Annotated in this window: 13 protein-coding genes and 1 pseudogene; 8 read left to right on the plus strand and 6 right to left on the minus strand. The window is 61.9% G+C overall.

Translation table 11 applies throughout. From position 1 onward, the window contains the following. Positions 1-42: 42 nt before the first annotated feature. A pseudogene (locus tag ACNA0R_RS20570) lies at positions 43-135 on the plus strand (isocitrate/isopropylmalate family dehydrogenase); the annotation flags it as partial. 42 nt (positions 136-177) lie between these two features. On the opposite strand, the gene ACNA0R_RS20575 reads toward ACNA0R_RS20570, so the two are convergent. Next, positions 178-2,439: an alpha/beta hydrolase family protein gene (locus ACNA0R_RS20575; RefSeq protein ID WP_415827916.1), complete on the minus strand. Its 2,262-nt coding sequence runs from the start codon at positions 2,437-2,439 to the stop codon at positions 178-180. Between the two features lie 254 nt (positions 2,440-2,693). Here ACNA0R_RS20575 and ACNA0R_RS20580 point away from each other — a divergent pair, with 254 nt between their 5' ends. From ACNA0R_RS20580 to ACNA0R_RS20600, 5 genes are all read left to right on the plus strand, one after another. Continuing rightward, positions 2,694-4,145, plus strand: a complete 1,452-nt coding sequence (locus tag ACNA0R_RS20580) for an efflux transporter outer membrane subunit (protein WP_415827917.1) — start codon at positions 2,694-2,696, stop codon at positions 4,143-4,145. Positions 4,146-4,155: 10 nt separating this feature from the next. Next, positions 4,156-5,235, plus strand: coding sequence for an HlyD family secretion protein (locus ACNA0R_RS20585; protein ID WP_415827971.1), 1,080 nt, complete (start codon positions 4,156-4,158; stop codon positions 5,233-5,235). A 3-nt stretch (positions 5,236-5,238) separates the two neighbouring features. Beyond that, positions 5,239-7,974, plus strand: coding sequence for a ribosome-associated ATPase/putative transporter RbbA (gene rbbA, locus ACNA0R_RS20590; RefSeq protein ID WP_415827918.1), 2,736 nt, complete (start codon positions 5,239-5,241; stop codon positions 7,972-7,974). Between the two features lies 1 nt (position 7,975). After that, positions 7,976-9,100 (plus strand): ABC transporter permease, encoded by a 1,125-nt coding sequence (locus ACNA0R_RS20595; RefSeq protein WP_415827919.1) that lies wholly within the window; start codon positions 7,976-7,978, stop codon positions 9,098-9,100. A 439-nt stretch (positions 9,101-9,539) separates the two neighbouring features. Next, positions 9,540-10,964, plus strand: coding sequence for a bifunctional enoyl-CoA hydratase/phosphate acetyltransferase (locus ACNA0R_RS20600; RefSeq protein ID WP_415827920.1), 1,425 nt, complete (start codon positions 9,540-9,542; stop codon positions 10,962-10,964). A gap of 160 nt (positions 10,965-11,124) precedes the next feature. On the opposite strand, the gene ACNA0R_RS20605 is transcribed toward ACNA0R_RS20600, so the two are convergent. The 4 genes from ACNA0R_RS20605 to ACNA0R_RS20620 all read right to left on the minus strand — a co-directional run bounded on the left by ACNA0R_RS20605 (position 11,125) and on the right by ACNA0R_RS20620 (position 14,352). Then, positions 11,125-11,769, minus strand: a complete 645-nt coding sequence (locus ACNA0R_RS20605; RefSeq protein WP_415827921.1) for a PqiC family protein — start codon at positions 11,767-11,769, stop codon at positions 11,125-11,127. A 94-nt stretch (positions 11,770-11,863) separates the two neighbouring features. Further along, on the minus strand, positions 11,864-12,829 hold the full coding sequence (locus tag ACNA0R_RS20610) for an MlaD family protein (protein ID WP_415827922.1): 966 nt from the start codon (positions 12,827-12,829) through the stop codon (positions 11,864-11,866). After that, positions 12,826-13,608, minus strand: a complete 783-nt coding sequence (locus ACNA0R_RS20615) for an ABC transporter ATP-binding protein (RefSeq protein WP_415827923.1) — start codon at positions 13,606-13,608, stop codon at positions 12,826-12,828. Before ACNA0R_RS20615 ends, ACNA0R_RS20610 begins: the two co-directional genes overlap by 4 nt. Continuing rightward, positions 13,609-14,352: an MlaE family ABC transporter permease gene (locus ACNA0R_RS20620; RefSeq protein ID WP_415827924.1), complete on the minus strand. Its 744-nt coding sequence runs from the start codon at positions 14,350-14,352 to the stop codon at positions 13,609-13,611. Between the two features lie 451 nt (positions 14,353-14,803). On the opposite strand from ACNA0R_RS20620, the gene ACNA0R_RS20625 reads away from it, so the two are divergent. Both ACNA0R_RS20625 and ACNA0R_RS20630 read left to right on the plus strand, forming a co-directional pair. Beyond that, positions 14,804-15,388: a TetR/AcrR family transcriptional regulator gene (locus ACNA0R_RS20625; protein ID WP_415827925.1), complete on the plus strand. Its 585-nt coding sequence runs from the start codon at positions 14,804-14,806 to the stop codon at positions 15,386-15,388. A gap of 327 nt (positions 15,389-15,715) precedes the next feature. Next, positions 15,716-15,913 (plus strand): hypothetical protein, encoded by a 198-nt coding sequence (locus tag ACNA0R_RS20630; RefSeq protein WP_415827926.1) that lies wholly within the window; start codon positions 15,716-15,718, stop codon positions 15,911-15,913. A gap of 64 nt (positions 15,914-15,977) precedes the next feature. On the opposite strand, the gene ACNA0R_RS20635 is transcribed toward ACNA0R_RS20630, so the two are convergent. Further along, complete coding sequence (locus ACNA0R_RS20635; protein WP_415827927.1) at positions 15,978-16,841, minus strand: amidohydrolase family protein; 864 nt, start codon at positions 16,839-16,841, stop codon at positions 15,978-15,980. Positions 16,842-16,853: the final 12 nt, after the last annotated feature.

Consider the following 16,853-nt stretch of genomic DNA (forward strand, 5'->3'; position numbering starts at 1 on the left):
GTCTGCTGGCTTGGTTCCGGGGTGTCGCCTCCCGCGGCCCGTTCCAACCTGTTCGGCGATATCCTGTCGGACCTGGGACCGGCCTGCACCGGCACCATCGGCATCGCGCCGTCCGCCAATCTGAAGCTGGAACGGTGCTGAGTCGCGCGCTTCGCCGCCGGCTATCACCGCGACCCGCTAAGCCTCGATGTCCGGCCCGGACATCAGATGACGCACGAAGAACTTCTCCATGGCTTCATAGAACTCGAATTTGTTTTCCTCGTTGCGGAAGCCATGCCCCTCGTTGTCCTTCACCATATAGTCCACTTCGACCCCCCGTTTTCGCAGCGCTTCGACGACCTGGTCGCTTTCCGCTTTGCTCACGCGTGGATCCTTGGCGCCCTGGGCGATGAACAGTGGCGCCTTGATGCGGTCCACATGCAGCGCGGGCGATATCCTGGCCAGGCGATCCTTATCTTTTTCGGGGTGGCCCACCATGTCGTAAAGCCTTTCACGCATTGGCTTCCAATACGGCGGAATGGTGTCCATGAAAGTGAATAGATTGGACACGCCGACATAATCGACAGCCGCCGCGTACAGGTCGGGCGTGAAGGTGACGCCGGCCAATGTGGCATAGCCGCCGTAGCTGGCGCCGTAGATGCCGATGCGCTTCGGATCCGCGATGCCCTGTGCGATCAGCCACTGCACGCCATCGGTAATGTCGTCCTGCATGGACAGGCCCCATTGGCCAAAACCCGCTTCCCAGAACTTCCGTCCGTATCCGGTCGAGCCGCGGAAATTGATCTGCAGTACGGCAAAGCCCCGGTTGGTCAAAAACTGTACCAGCGAGTCATAACCCCAGCTATCGCGAGACCATGGGCCGCCGTGCGGGTGGACGATGACAGGCAGGTTCTGCTCCGGCCGTCCGAGCGGCAAAGTCAGGTAGCCGTGCAACGTCAGGCCGTCCCGGCTTTGAAAGCTGACCGGCTTCATGGGCGCCATATCGGCTTCGGGCAAGGCGGGCTTGATGTCGGCCAGCTTATGCAGTTCGTCGGTCCGGACGTCATACAGATAGCGCGTGCCGGGCGTGCGATCGTTGTAGGCGGTGACGATGAACTTGGTTTCGTCGCGCGTGTCGCTGTGCAGCCCGAGCCGATAGCCCGGCAGGCGATCGCCCAGCCGGCGGTAAATGTCCTCCATCTGTGCGTCCAGGAATCTGCGCTGCGGTGTGTCCGTTTCATAGGTGACTGAGGTAAGTACCTGGCGAAGACGGGAATAGCTGACGCTCCTCAAGTCGACTTCCCGCGGATCGAACACTATTTCTTCCGTGTCGGGAGAGTCGGGATCGATGCATACCAGCGCCATGGTGTCGCGGCCGCGATTGCTGATGGCGTACAGCTTCTTGTTGTCGAAAGTGAACAGCGCGGGTTTAACGCTGGAGCGGTAATCGGTGGTGATGATCGTCCGGAAGGGTTGTCCTTCTTCGTCGCGGTACAGCACGGAGGCGGTCAATCCATCGAGCGTCGTCGCCGCGCGCAGTTTGCCGGCGTGGTCCGTCTGCCAGGAAAGGATATTGCCCGGGTTCTGTGCCACCAGGCGGGATTCTCCGCTACGAACATTGACGCGGTAGACGTCGAAGAGCTTCGGGTCGCGATTGTTGTGCGCAAGCAGGACGTGGTCGGGGTCGTCCTTTAGCTGGTCACTGACATATGCCCGGGAATTCTCGTGGGGAGTCAGGTCCACGGACTTGCCGGAGTGCATGTTCACAGCCAGGATGTGATAGTTCTCATCTCCGCCGAAATCCTTTGCGTAGAGGATGGTGTCCGAGCCCTTCCAGACGTAGCCCGTGACGTCGCGCGCGGTTTCGCTGGTAAGGCTGCGCGCCTCGCCGGCTGGGCTGGCGCCTTCGAGACGCTGTACGAAAATATTCAGGCGTGGCGGCTGGCCATCCACGCCGAGCGGACGCATAAAGGCGAGCCAGCGCCCGTCCTCGGACAGATTGAAATGGGTCTGATCGGGATGGCGGAAGAAATCCTTCAATGGGTACTTGGGCGGGACGGCCGCCGGCGCCGCAAGGGTGGGGCGGCTGAGTGCGGCGAGCCGGGGGGTGTGCGTGATCACTCGGTCCGGCGCGATCCGTTTTCCCTCGGTGTCGATATGGCTCACAAAGGACAGGGCGCCCTCTGAAAGCGTCCGCTGCAGGTAAACGGTGTGCCCGGGGTGGCGCTGCGCGCGGTTCTCCGTATTCGCCTCGCCCCGGAACGACCGGCCATCGGGGAATGCCGGATAGCGCGGCGCATCGGGTGCGGCCGCGAGATTCTGAAGCGAGGACGATGAATGATTGATGGCCGGCATGGGGCGTGTCTCCGATGGGATTCGCCCCCTTGGTTTGCAAATACATCGAAAGAAGCGGGAGGCGAGGCGAACGCTGTAGTACCTGGACCGTGCCGGCCGGTTCACCCACGCACGACGATCAGAAAGATCATCGCAGGCCGGTCTTCAGTGTCTCCCTCAATAGTCTCCGATTCTCCGATGACCGGATCTCTTAACGACTTACCGGTCGTTAATTGGAGTAACATATAGCGCTGATACTTAGGCAGGTGCCGATTTTCCCGTTCACCGCTACCACAGGACGAAAACGCGTTTGGCCTATGGCGCAGTGCAGGTCGCCACTTTCACCCGATGTCCCGAGGTTTCGAAAAGGTTTATTGAAGATGGGCGGTTATTCTGGAAGCACGTGCACGCGTTTCTCTACTGCGTTGATTACAACGTTACTCGCAGGATGCATGGCGCCCGCCCCGCAAAGCCGCCCGGCGCTGCCCGTGCAGGCCGCTTGGCCTACCGACGTCGGCGATAACACTTCGGCTGAAGGCGCCGCCGCTCCTGCCGACCTGCCTTGGCAAAGCTATTTCTCGGACGCTACGCTGCGCGCGCTCATCGGGACCGCGCTCGAGAATAACCGTGATCTCAGGATTGCGGTCCTCCGCGTCGAAGAGGCGCGCGCAGCATATGACATACGGGGGGCCGATCTTTTTCCGACGATCGACGTCAATGCACAGGGAGCTCGATCGCGGGTTCCGGGCGACCTCAATCTCACGGGCAGGCCCGTTACCGCGGGGAATTATGGATTATCGGTAGGGGTGACCACATGGGAGCTGGACCTGTGGGGACGCATACGGAGTCTCAAGGGCGCCGCGCTGCAAGACTTTCTGGCTACCCAGGCGACACAGCGCGCGGTACGGGTTTCGTTGATCGCCCAGGTCGCCAATGCGTATCTCGGCCTGCGTGAACTGGATGAACGGATCGCCCTGGCCGATCAAACAATCGCAAGCCGGCAAGAGTCGTTTCGCATCTTTACCCGCCGCTATCAGGTCGGAGCCATCTCCAAACTGGATCTGACCCAGGTCGAGACCTTGCTTCGCCAGGCGCAGGCGCTACGAGCGCAATTGGCGCAAAATCGGGCCGCGCAGGCCCATGCCCTGGGCCTGCTGCTGGGCAGCGGCGACGAGGTGGCCCCTATAGCCGGTTCTTTTCAAACGGACGATACGGTATTCCAGGCCCTGCGCGTGGGCCTGCCGGCCGATCTGTTGACCGAACGGCCGGACATCATCTCGGCGGAACATCAATTGTTCGCCGCCCACGCCAATATTGCCGCCGCTCGCGCGGCATTTTTTCCGCGTATCGCGCTGACGGGCGATTTCGGCACAGCTAGCGCACAGCTGGACGGATTGTTCAAGAGCGGCAGCAAGGCGTGGTCGTTCACTCCTACCGTTTCGCTGCCCTTGTTCGACGGCGGACGGCTCCGGGCCAATCTTAATCTTGCGGAAATCCGGACTGACGTCGCAGTGGCCAACTACGAGAAGACAATCCAGACAGCTTTTCGCGAGGTCGCGGACGCGCTATCGGACAGGCGATGGCTGGCTGAACAGGTCAACATCCAAAGTGCCACATTGAACGTCCAGACCGAGCGCGCACGACTTGCACAGCTGCGCTATGACAGCGGCGCCACCGCCTACCTGGAGGTGCTGGACGCCGAGCGCGACTTGCTTGATGCCCAGCAACAGCTCGTGCAGGTGCGTCGCGGCCTGCTCTCCAGCAACGTCACGCTGTACGCCGCGCTTGGCGGCGGTTCCCTTGATCAGCCTGCCCAAGCCCTTCCTCGCTGAGCCCTTCGCCATGCCCATTTCCACTCCTCAGAAGAAGCACCTTATGCTCGCCGCGGCCATCGTAGCGGTACTTGCGCTTGGTTGGTATGCGTGGACCCGGTTGCACAGCGACGGACCCGGCGAGGGATTCGCCAGTGGCAACGGTCGCATCGAGGCAACGGAAATCGATATCGCGACCAAGCTGGCCGGGCGGATACAGGAAATCCTCGTCGATGAGGGGGATTTTGTGAAGGCCGGGGAGCCGCTGGCGCGCATGCAGGTGGACACGTTGCAAGCGCAGTACAACGAAGCCGAGGCTGGCCGACAGGAGGCGCTGCATGCGGTCGCGGCCGCGCGCGCCCAGGTTGCCTTGCGACGAAGTGACGTGGCCGCGGGTCGCGCTACCGTGGAACAGCGCCGCGCGGAGCTGGATGCAGCCAAACGCCGGCTCGCCCGGTCCGAAACCTTATCGAAGGAAGGCGCGTCGTCCCAACAGGAGTTGGACGATGATCGAGCGCGGGTCAGGAGCGCAGCGGCCGCCGTCAATGCCAGCGAGGCGCAAGTCGTCGCGACCCAAGCCGCCGTGGACGCCGCCAAGGCTCAAGAGACCGGTGCCGCGGCGCGGGTCACGGCGACTGAAGCGACCATCGCGCGCATTCGGGCGGACATCGTCGACAGCCAGCTTACGTCACCGCGCGATGGGCGGATCCAGTTTAGAGTGGCCCAGCCTGGCGAGGTGCTGGCCGCGGGCGGCAGGGTACTCAACCTCGTTGACTTGTCCGATGTCTACATGACGATCTTCCTGCCCGAAGCCGCCGCCGGGCGGACGGCACTCGGCAGTGAAGTGCGCATTATTCTGGACGCGGCTCCTCAGTACGTGATTCCGGCTCAGGTTTCCTTCGTCGCGAACACGGCCCAGTTCACGCCCAAGACCGTCGAGACCGCCTCCGAACGTCAGAAACTGATGTTTCGTGTCAAGGCAAAGATTTCGCCGGAGTTACTGAAGCAGCACCTGACACAGGTGAAAACCGGTTTGCCCGGGGTGGCCTGGGTGAAGCTCGACGCCAACGCGCAGTGGCCCAAGTCGCTCGCTGTCCGACTCCCGGACTGAGTCATGGCACCGGACGCTCGCACCCAGGAGGCCGCGCAGCTGCGGGACGTACGGCTGCGTTATGGGAAGACTCTCGCGCTGGATGGCGTGACATTGACCATTCCCGCAGGCCGGATGGTGGGTTTGTTGGGCCCGGACGGGGTAGGCAAGTCCAGTTTATTGTCGCTTTTGGCGGGTGCCCGTGCCGTACAGGAAGGGACGGTGTGGGCGCTGGGCGGCGATATGGCCAGCAAAACCCATCGAGACGCAGTATGTCCGCGCATTGCGTACATGCCGCAGGGCTTGGGCAAGAACCTGTACCCCACGTTGTCCGTCGAGGAGAATCTGCAGTTCTTCGCGCGGCTGTTTGGCCATGACGCCGCCGAACGCCGTCGGCGCATCGATGATCTGACCAAGAGCACGGGGCTTCACGCCTTTCTCTCGCGACCGGCGGGCAAGCTTTCTGGCGGGATGAAGCAGAAGCTGGGGCTTTGTTGCGCGCTTATCCATGATCCTGACCTGCTCATACTCGATGAGCCCACCACCGGGGTGGATCCGCTGGCGCGCTCGCAGTTCTGGGACCTGATCAACCGGATACGACGCGGGCGGCCCGGCATGAGCGTGATTGTGGCGACCGCGTACATGGACGAAGCGCAGCGATTCGACTGGCTGGTCGCCATGGACGCAGGCAAAGTGCTGGCGACCGGCACCCCGGCGGAGCTGTTGGCGAAGACCCACGCCGATTCGCTGGAAACGGCCTTTATCCGCCTGCTTCCCGAGGACAAGCGACGCGGCTACGAGGCGGTCGTTATTCCGCCTCTGGAGACCCACGAGGACGACGTGGCGATCGAGTCCAAGGATCTGACGATGCGTTTCGGCGAGTTCGTGGCTGTCGATCACGTCAGTTTCCGTATCCGCCGCGGGGAGATTTTCGGATTCCTTGGGTCGAATGGCTGCGGCAAATCCACCACGATGAAGATGCTTACCGGCCTGTTGCCGGCGACCGAAGGCAAGGCATGGCTCTTCGGGCGAGAAGTGGCGCCGGACGATATCGACACACGCAAGCGTGTTGGTTATATGTCGCAAGCGTTCTCGCTCTACGGCGAGCTAACGGTCCGCCAGAACCTCGTGTTGCATGCTCAACTCTTTCATGTGCCGGATGCGGAGGTGGAATCTCGGATTGCAGAGATGGTTGATCGTTTCGGCCTGCGAGGAATGCTCGACAGCCTGCCGGAGGCGCTGCCGCTCGGCATGCGCCAGCGCCTGTCCCTGGCCGTCGCGATGGTGCACCGACCGGAGCTTCTGATCCTGGACGAGCCCACATCGGGGGTCGATCCTATCGCTCGCGACAACTTCTGGCGGCTGTTGGTTGAGCTGTCGCGACGCGACAAGGTGACGATTTTCATCTCGACGCACTTCATGAACGAGGCCGAGCGTTGCGATCGTATGTCCATGATGCATGCCGGCAGAGTGCTGGACAGCGATGCTCCCGCAAGCCTGGTGAAAAAACGCGGGGCGAAAAACCTGGAAGAGGCATTCATTGGCTATTTGATCGAAGCGACCGGCGAGGCTGCTTCCGAAAATGCCGCGGAAGATGTGTCGGAAGGGGATACGGTCCATTCCGTGATCCACAAATCATTCAGCCTGCAACGCCTGTTCACCTATTCCTGGCGCGAAGCATTGGAGCTGCGGCGGGATCCCGTGCGCGCCACCATGGCGCTGGTTGGTTCGCTTATCCTGATGTTCGTGATGGGCTTCGGTATCAGCATGGACGTCGAGAATCTGCGTTATGCCGTGCTGGATCGCGACCAGACCACGCTGAGCCAGGACTTTGCATTGAACCTTTCAGGCTCGCGTTACTTCATTGAGCGACCTCCCATCACGGACGACGAGGACCTTGACCGGCGCATGCGCAGCGGCGAGCTTTCGCTGGCCATCGAGATTCCACCAGGTTTCGCGCGGGACGCCCTGGGCGGCAAGAACGTGCAGATAGGCGCATGGATAGATGGCGCGATGCCGCAGCGTGCGGAAACAGTGCGAGGCTACGTCCAGGGTATTCATCAGTTGTGGCTTGCACAACAGGCGCGCGACCGGCTGGGCAGCGCGGCCGACAGCAAATTGAGTCTGGAGACGCGCTACCGGTACAACCCGGACGTGAAAAGCCTGCCCGCCATGGTGCCGGCGGTCGTGCCGTTGCTGATGCTGATGCTCCCCGCCATGCTTACGGCGCTGGCGGTCGTGCGGGAGAAAGAACTCGGCTCGATTATCAACCTGTACGTCACTCCCATTACCCGGACGGAGTTCCTGATCGGCAAGCAACTCCCCTACGTGGGACTGGGAATGATCAACTTTTTACTGATGAGCCTGTTATCCGTCACGCTGTTTGGCGTGCCCATCACCGGCAGCTATCCGACCTTGGTGGTGGCGGCGCTTCTATTCTGCATCATCTCCACAGGAATGGGCTTGCTGGCCTCGGCGATCACACGCAGTCAGATCGCCGCGATGTTCTTTGCCATGATCGGCACGATGATACCGGCGATACAGCTTTCCGGCCTGACCGATCCTGTCTCCTCGCTCGAGGGAATCGGAAGCATCATCGGCAAGCTGTATCCGGCCACCCATATGTTCATTATCAGCCGTGGAGTGTTCAGCAAGGCATTGGGCTTCTCCAGCCTGCAGGACGAATTTGTTCCGCTGCTGATCGCCATTCCGGTCATCGTCGGTGCGGCCATTGCGCTGCTCAAGAAACAGGACACGTAATATGCGCCGCGTCAGAAATATTCTGCGCCTCGGCCGTAAAGAGTTCTGGAGCCTCTTGCGCGACCCCACGATGCTTGTGCTCATTGTCTATACCTTCACGGTGTCGATCTACACTGCCGCCACGGCGATGCCGGAGACCCTCCACAAGGCACCCATCGCAATCGTGGATGAAGACAATTCGGCGGTCTCCGCACGAATTGCTTCGGCGTTCTACCCGCCACAATTCCTATCCCCGGTGATGATCGGTCCGCAACAGATCGACGCGGGGATGGACCGCGGCGACTATACGTTTGCGCTCAATATTCCTCCCAATTTCCAGCGCGATCTGCTTGCCGGGCGCCACGTCGAGATTCAGCTCAACGTCGACGCCACCCGGATGAGCCAGGCCTTTTCCGGCAATGGCTATATCCGGGAGATGGTCACGGCGGAGGTCAACGAGTTTGTGAAGCGCTATCGCGGCGGCGATACGCTGCCTATCGATCTGGCGTTACGGGCCCGATTCAACCCAAACCTGGAAAAGACCTGGTTCGGCGGCCTCATGGAAATCATCAACAATGTCACCATGCTGTCGATCATCTTGACCGGCGCCGCGCTCATACGTGAGCGCGAGCATGGCACCATCGAACACCTTCTGGTCATGCCGGTCTCGCCCGCCGAGATCATGATCGCCAAAGTATGGTCGATGGGGTTGGTCGTGCTCTGCACGGCGACATTTTCCTTGTTGTTCGTGGTGAGGGGCCTGCTGAACGTGCCTATCGAAGGGTCCATCCCGCTTTTTCTGGTGGGCGCGGCGTTATCCCTGTTCGCGACAACGTCCCTTGGCATCTTCATGGCAACGCTGGCGCGCAGCATGCCCCAGTTTGGCTTACTGATGATGCTCACTCTTCTGCCCATGCAGATGCTGTCGGGTGGCAACACTCCACGGGAAAGCATGCCCGAGTTCGTGCAGGACATCATGCTGGTAGCGCCCACGACCCACTTCGTCGAGATCGGCCAGGCGATCCTGTTTCGCGCCGCCGGATTCGATGTGGTCTGGCGGCCGTTCCTGGTTCTGTTCGTGATCGGCTGCGTGTTGTTCGGTCTCTCCCTGTCACGCTTCAGGCGCACCATCAATCAGATGGGTTGACCCGCTATCGAACCGATGCGTTATCATTTAACTACCGTATGGTCGTTAGTTGATTTGGGTCAATTTCAATTGACGGGGAGCACAGCAACATAGCGCATCTGGCGATTGCGCGATTTCGAAGCGCCTGCGGTATCGGCGGAGGCTTGGGCCTCGTTGTTTCCTCCTCAAGGACACCGCTGCGAGCGACATCCATGCGATGGCGCTGTCCATCGGCCAGATGGTTCACATGGGGGGCAGTCTTTCCGTCGAAGAGGAGCATTCCCTGGAGGAGATGGCTGGCTTGTTCGACCGCTGCGCACAGCGGCAGTTGCCGAATCTGTCGGACGCAGCTTCCGGCCGTTCCGGCAATTCCGCCAGTCGTCGCACGAGAGCAAGGCGCAAATGACCATGCCTGCGCATATGAGCGTCCGTTGTCGAGTCGTCCAGCGAGGAGTTCTCCGTGTCTGATTCTTTCCCTGGCGCTGCTTTGCAGGCGCTCACGAATCGTCTGTTCGACGAGATGGCCATTGGCGATTCCGCCAGCATGACCAGAACGCTCACTGCGGATGACATCCGGCTATTCACCTTGCTGTCCGGCACTATGTATGCTGGCCAAACGGACTACGAAGCGGCTTCCGTCAAGTCGCTTCAAGGGATCATTGCCAGCGGAATGTGGGGCGGTACGCTGATTTCCGGCGTGCTTGGCACCCGTCTTCCCGGGCCCGGGACGACCTATCGCACTCAGAGCCTGCGCTTCCTGCATCCCGTCGAGGTTGGCGACACGCTTCGTGTAACGGTGACGATCATCGAGCGCGATCCGGCGACGAAAAAACTTCGGCTCGACTGCGAGTGCGAGAACCAGCAAGGCGAGCTCGTCATTGACGGGGAGGCGGAAGTGCTGGCGCCTACTGAACGCATTACCATCCAGCGTGACAGCCTGCCCGAGATACGGCTCGATGTGCCAACGGACCGGGGACTGGAACGTCTGCTGGATCACGCTCGGTCGCTTGGTCCGCTACGCGTCGCCGTTGTACATCCCTGCGACACTTTGAGCCTTACTGCCGTCATCGACGCCCGCGCCGCGGGATTGATCGACCCGGTAATTGTCGCGCCTCGCTCCAAGCTGGACGCGATCGCGGCGCAGGCGGGCGTCGATCTGGCCGACCTGGCGATTGAAGACGTGCCGCATAGCCATGCGGCTGCCGCCGCCGGGGCGCGGCTGGCTGGCGAAGGGGGCGTCCAAGCGATAATGAAGGGCAGTCTGCACACCGACGAGCTGATGTCGGCCGTCCTGGCCGGCGCCGCTGGCTTGCGGACCAAGCGCCGGGTGAGCCACTGCTTCATCATGCAGACACCGGCTTACCCGCGCCCGTTCATTATCACTGACGCGGCGGTCAACATCGCGCCGGACCTCAATGCCAAGGCCGACATCATCCGCAATGCGATCGATCTGGCCCATGCCATCGGCATAGCCCAGCCGCGCGTCGCCATCCTGGCCGCCGTCGAGACAGTCAATCCCCAGATGCCGGCTACGCTGGACGCCGCGGCGCTGTGCAAGATGGCCGATCGCGGGCAGATTGCGGGGGCCATACTGGATGGCCCGCTCGCTTTCGATAATGCCGTATCGCCGGCTGCGGCGCGTATCAAGGGCATAACGTCCGAAGTAGCGGGGCGGGCTGACATTCTGGTGGTGCCAGACCTCGAAAGCGGCAACATGCTTGCCAAGCAACTCGAGTACATGGGTCAGGCGGCCAGTGCGGGCATCGTGCTCGGCGCCAAGCTGCCTATCATCCTTACCAGTCGTGCCGACTCGCGCGAGACCCGGCTGGCTTCGTGCGCGATCGCCACCGTGCTGGCGGCATACTATCGGGAAGCTCCTCCGTGACCCCATCCGCTGGATGTCGTGCCGGGAGGGCCGGATGTAGTGGCTTTCACCGCGGGTATCGGCGAGCATAGCGCCGAGATGAGGGAACGCGTCTGTGGGGATCCGGCGCTGTTGGGGCTATAACTGGATCCTGCAGCCATTCGGCGCCCACCGCATCCGTCTAGGTCGGTCCGCCAAGGTCCGTCAACGAGATCGATTGCGCCGTGTCGGCAGCGACATCGCGCAACAGCTCGCTCATCGCGCGCGCTTGTGCCTGCGCCGTATCCGTATCGCCCGCGATGTCATACTGATGCACCGTGTTCCGGAGCAGGCGTGGCGCCGTGCCCGCGCTCCACAGGGCGATGTCGACGGTCGCATGGAGCCGCCTTTCCGAGCGCACATAATCCAGGCGATCGACGCGTAGCCGGAGGGACAGCGAGAGCGTTTGGTTCGAGCATCTTTCCTCGCATAGCTGCCAGGCGGGAAGTGCCGCGCGCAGCGCGGCGTGGAATTCGCGGGCGGTGCTGATCTCTATGCGCTCTGCCCAGTACGTATTCGGCCATTCCGCCAACGTGCTTGCATCGTCACGATAACGTACACGCCGTGTGACCATATACTCGGGTAGCTCCAGCCGCCCGACCGCAACGATACGGCGGCCCTCCGCTTCGGTATGGATCTGAGGTGAACCGGAAGCCGAAGATGCGGGCAGAGTCAAGAGGGTAGGGCGGCGTGTGGTGGTACAACTCAGCATAGGCAGCGCCAGCATCGTGCACAACAAAATACGCAACACGCACTTACCACGCGCCGCGTAGTTCCGCCTGTTCATTGCTACGCCAGCCCAGTGCAAGTGGTGCGCCGTACGATTCTTCCGCATGGTTTTCGTCCTATGTCTGGCGGCCGCATTTTTGGTGGGAGAAGATTTACTCCGGAGCGTTGCCGAAAATGAGGGCGTTCGGTTTGTCTTCCAGTAAGTCGGCCAGCGATCGCAGTCCACGCGCTGCCTGCGCAAGGTCCCTGAGCGTCGACTCCAGGTCGTTACGCAGCGGCGCCTCTGGCGACGTGATGTCCGCCAGCCTGGCCATGGCGAGGTTGGCGGACGTGGACGCCTTGCGTGCCTCGCCGAGCAATTGCATCAATTCGGGCTGCGCGCTCACCACGGTTCGCCTCGACACATCGGCCAGTGCTTGAACCGACTGCAGTGTCTTGGTGGAACTACGCTCCAACTGCACGATCGCGTCGGCGGCGGTCTTCAGGGTGACTCGCGACTGTTCGGCGGTCAGCTTGAGTTCCGTTGACGCCGTGCCCAGCGCGCCCTGCATGGCCGATGCAGCCGAACGCAGGTCTTGGACCGCCGCGCGGACGTCGTTGGACATATCGCGCAACGGTAGGTCGGCCACCTGCTCGATCAGCGCGCCAAAGCGGTCGCGCAGCGCCGGAATTTCGGCTTCGCCGGGGCTGCCCAGTAGTGTCGCGGGCGTATCGGGCAGGAAGTCCAGTTCGATTGCCTTCTGGCCCGTCACGATACTCTGCGAAGTCAGGCGCGCACGCAGCCCTCGCCGCACTAGCGTTGGAAGGTCCGGGATCGCGCCGCTCGAGCCATCGCGCAGCCGCATGGCCGAGGATTGCAGCTTGACCGAAACCGGAATCGTGGTGGCGAGAGACTGCGTGTCTACCTGTATGCCGACATCCGTCACCTGGCCCACCTTCACCCCCCGGAAGGTCACCGGCGAGCCGACGGTCAATCCGGTGACGTTGCCTTCGTAGTAGATCTTTGCGTTCTGATGAGGGGCGAAGAAATCGCTGCCGCTAAGCCAGAGGATGGCTGCCACCATAATGGCCACCGATGCGATGACAAAGGCACCGACGAGCAAGGCATTGCGTTTCATGGGGAGATGCTCTTTGAATGCGACGTGGCCGGTGCCGGCAACGTATCGCGATGGAGAAATGCGTGTACCGTGGGATGCGTGGATTCCTTGGCGAGTTCTCGGGGACAGCCGTGGGCGATGGGTCGCTTGCTGTCGGCATCGAGAAAAATTCCGTCATCGGCGATGGCGTACAGGCTGGGTAATTCATGGCTGACGAACACCACGGCCGCACCGTTCCGCCGCCGGATATCGAGAATCAGGTCGTCCAGACGCCTTGAGCTGATCGGATCGAGGCCGGCCGACGGTTCGTCGAGAAACAGCAGTGGTGGTTCGGACGCAATCGCCCGTGCCAGCCCCGCGCGCTTTTTCATGCCGCCGCTCAGATCAGCAGGGTAGAATCCCGCGAATTCCGCCAGTCCAACCCATTCAAGGACCTCGCGGGCTCTTGCCCGGCGTTGTGGTTCGTCAAGTGAAGTTTGCTGGCGCAGCGCCAGGCAAACATTGTCCAGGATGGTCATCGAGGACCATAAGGCCGCACTCTGGAACAACATGCCAAAACCCGCGCGCAGCCGGTCTCGCTGGTTCTCATCGGCAGCCCAGAAGTCAATTCCCTCATAGCTCACGATGCCACTCGCGGGCGCCAACAGCCCGACGATGTTCTTGAGCAGGGTGCTCTTGCCGCATCCGCTTCCGCCCATGATGGCGAAGATGCATTCTTTCTCGACCTTGAACGAGATGTGCTCCTGGATCAGCCGTGGGCCGAAACGCATCTCCAGATCGTTGACGACGAGCAAGGTCATTCAGACTCCCAGCGCGTTGGCGCAAACTGCGAATATCGCATCGGTCACAATGATGCCGACGATGCAGGTGACGACCGCCCCCGTCGTCGCCGTTCCTACACCGGCAGCGTTGCGCTTGGCGTACAGGCCGTAGTAGCAGCCAACTATTCCGACAAGTGCGCCGAAAACAACGGACTTCGTGATGCCTAAGCCAAGATGCCCCCATGCCAGGGAGGCCGAGGTGCGTTCAAGGTATCCCGCTGCCGACAGATCCAGCATGCCGACGGCCACAACCATGCCGCCTGCGATGCCTGCGATGCAGGCGAAAACGAACAGTAGCGGCATCATCAGCAGCAGCGCGGCTACGCGCGGCAGTACCAGGAATTCCATGGCGGGCAAGCCGAGGACTTCGAGCGCGTCGATTTCCTCGTTCCCCTGCATCGTTGCGAGCTCGGCAGCGAATGCCGCACCAGTGCGGCCTGCGATCACCACGGCGGTAATGATCGCCGCCATCTCTCTGGCCATGGCAATGCCGACGAGGTCGGCAACGAAAATGCCCGCGCCGAATTTGGCGAGCTGCACCGCACCGACAAAGGCGAGAATCGCTCCGACCAGAAAGTTCACGACCGCCACGATGGTCACGGCACGCGCGCCGCAGTCGGCCAGCGCTCGCGCGAAATCCTCCGCGCGAAAGCGCCATGGACGCCCCTGGTGCAGCAACGCCGCCAGCAGGACTTCGCCGAGGAAAGCGATCGGTTTGGCCATTGCCAGCAGTCGTGCGGCGACCCACGTCCTCACTGCCTGCCTCGCTGGTACCCGCGCGGGTCATGCCGGTCCCGCAGGCGCGGTAGTTCGCCCACACAACCGTCCGCCAAAGCGCGAATGCGTGTTTTGCCGCCGCTCTCGTTTCTTCCGGATCCTGCCATAATATTCAGCAGTTGATGAATTATGCGGTAGTCTACTCCAGTACGCGGTACACATAAAGGTTCTAATGCTTTATGTATCGTTAGCAGGGATAAGAAGGTATGCGGCGCCGAATCAGGGGCTGCCCTACGTCGCCTCGTCGGCCGGAATCGGCGTGAATTAGACTTCTGATCTCTGTTTACGCTCAGGAACACGCTTGATGGTGCAATCTGCCCCCTTGGGTTCTACTCGGGCCGCGCGTGGAGCGCGATCCGCAGCCAAGCGGTCGCGAGGGCGACCCACCGGCGATGCGATGGTCGATCCGCACGACTTGTTGAAAGTCGGGCGCAGCGCATTCGCCAAACATGGCTTCGAAGCGACCAGTGTCCGGGCAATCGCCCGGGATGCAGGGGTCGACCCCGCGTTGATGATGCACCATTTCGGCTCCAAGGAGGCATTGTGGAGCGCTATCGTCGAGCAGATCGCCGCACAGATTCTGCCGATGATCCGCGCGACCATCGAGCTGCGGACTTCGGCCCTGGGGCCGCGCCAACGTGTCGAGAGAGCGCTCGGCTTACTGATCGACCAGGTTTTCCTGGACCCGGATATCGGCGTCTTTTTTTCCACCGCGGCGACCGAACGCGGTGAGCGTCTCGATCTGTTGATTGATCGCCTGGTCAGGCCTTATCACGATGCATTTCTTCCCCTATTGCGCGACGCCATGGATGCGGGCGAATTGGCGCGTAATGATCCGCAAGTCATGTTCCTTATGCTGACCAATGCCATTGGCCGAACCGTCTCTTATGGCCACGTACTGGCGGCCTTCTCTTCATTGCCCCAGTGCCCGGAAGCATTCAGGGAGGCGGTTTATTGCACGGCCGTGGCGATGCTGGGTTAGCCGCGCGCGACCCGAAGCCGGACTTTGGCTTGCTGTCGAAACCGTGCCATGAACTTCGGCGCCCGCAACATCACGCGCTGACCGTGTCATTGAGCGAAGCCGCCGCCAGGCTGTTCCTGGAAAGGAGAGCGACGTAGCGTGCTTGATCCGTCACGGCATTAGGCCGGGATGCTCCTGCCGGTCTGACGCGGCGCGCGACGCGCTATAGAATGGTCGTCGCGTTGTCGGCAGGTCCGGGAGACTCCTATTCATATGCTCATCCGTCGCGTTTCAGCCGTGCTTTTGTTCGGCTTACTTTCAGCATGCTCATCCACGAAGACCAGCTCCGTGGAAGCGCCCGCTCGTCCAACTTCCCCCATCGCCGCGGCCATTTCCGGCCGGGTGGTCGATGCCTGTGCGTCCAACCGCAGCAAGTGCAAGTTCGAAGGTTCCTACGAGGCCGGGGAGCGGGACTATGCTGAACAGGAAGCGAAGCGCCTGAACATGGCCGAACTGGAACGGCTGCGCCGGGCCTTCGGTAACTGAAGCATTAAGCGGTATGGATTGGAGCCGCCGGCTTCGCCCGTCAGGCTCCGCTGCTCGCCGGCCGTCAAGGAGGCGTATCCAGTCCCAGGAAAGCCATGGCGTTGTCGCATAGCCATCCCTGGCGCACATCATCCGGAAGCGGCAGGGCATTGAATTCGTCCAGGGTGCGGGGCACGGGCATCATGGGGAAGGCGGTGCCGAAGATCATGCGGTGCTTCAGGACTGTCTTGCCATACTGCAACAAGGGCTCATAGCCGGAGTGCGGCGTCGTCATCAGGCGCGGGCGGATGGCCAGCGTGCCTATCCAGAGATTGGGATGGCGCCAAGCCACGGCGATCAATTCGTTGACCCAGGGCCAACCAGGGGGCGACGCGCAGACGCGCAGGTCGGGAAAGTCGCGCAGCACGCGGTCCAGCGCCTGCGGGTGCCCGTGATGCATGGATGTGCGGGTGGAAAAGTTCGTTCCGCAATGGACGTTGACGGGTACGTTCAGCTCCACGCACTTCGCGTACAGCGGATACAGCAGGCGGTCATCGATATCCAGGCCGAGCTCGAAGCCCTGGATGTTCAGTCCGCGCAGGCCCGACTGCGTGATGGCCTGCTCGAATTCGCGCACGGCGGCCATGCCGCGATGCGGGTCGACGCCCGCGAAACCGATGTAGCGCGGGCCATGCTCGCGGCAGAACGCGGCTACGGTTTCGTTGGCGATTTTGAATCCGAAGGTCGAGCTCAAGTCGCGGGCTTTCAGCACCACGGCCCGGGCGCCGAGGCGTTCGTAGGTGTCCAGATAGTCCCGCAATGCGTCGGGGCCGGTCTCGCGATCGACCTGGGCTTCGCTGTTGCCATAGACGCGCCGGTAGTTGGACAGGTGCGGCGCGCGGCCTTCGAAACTCGGGGCGGGTGGGCGGCTGGAGAAATCGATGAACATGGCTGCCTCCTC

It is taken from the genome of Bordetella sputigena (assembly GCF_965137885.1).
Lineage (GTDB): Bacteria > Pseudomonadota > Gammaproteobacteria > Burkholderiales > Burkholderiaceae_B > Bordetella_C > Bordetella_C sputigena.

Bases quoted from the DNA above. Each gene is read 5' to 3' on its own strand.
- ACNA0R_RS20605 (WP_415827921.1), bottom strand. From the start codon at position 11,769: ATGAACAGGCGGAACTACGCGGCGCGTGGTAAGTGCGTGTTGCGTATT.
- ACNA0R_RS20610 (WP_415827922.1), bottom strand. From the start codon at position 12,829: ATGAAACGCAATGCCTTGCTCGTCGGTGCCTTTGTCATCGCATCGGTG.
- ACNA0R_RS20585 (WP_415827971.1), top strand. From the start codon at position 4,156: ATGCCCATTTCCACTCCTCAGAAGAAGCACCTTATGCTCGCCGCGGCC.
- ACNA0R_RS20625 (WP_415827925.1), top strand. From the start codon at position 14,804: ATGGTCGATCCGCACGACTTGTTGAAAGTCGGGCGCAGCGCATTCGCC.
- ACNA0R_RS20580 (WP_415827917.1), top strand. From the start codon at position 2,694: ATGGGCGGTTATTCTGGAAGCACGTGCACGCGTTTCTCTACTGCGTTG.
- rbbA (WP_415827918.1), top strand. From the start codon at position 5,239: ATGGCACCGGACGCTCGCACCCAGGAGGCCGCGCAGCTGCGGGACGTA.
- ACNA0R_RS20635 (WP_415827927.1), bottom strand. From the start codon at position 16,841: ATGTTCATCGATTTCTCCAGCCGCCCACCCGCCCCGAGTTTCGAAGGC.
- ACNA0R_RS20615 (WP_415827923.1), bottom strand. From the start codon at position 13,608: ATGACCTTGCTCGTCGTCAACGATCTGGAGATGCGTTTCGGCCCACGG.
- ACNA0R_RS20620 (WP_415827924.1), bottom strand. From the start codon at position 14,352: ATGGCCAAACCGATCGCTTTCCTCGGCGAAGTCCTGCTGGCGGCGTTG.
- ACNA0R_RS20595 (WP_415827919.1), top strand. From the start codon at position 7,976: ATGCGCCGCGTCAGAAATATTCTGCGCCTCGGCCGTAAAGAGTTCTGG.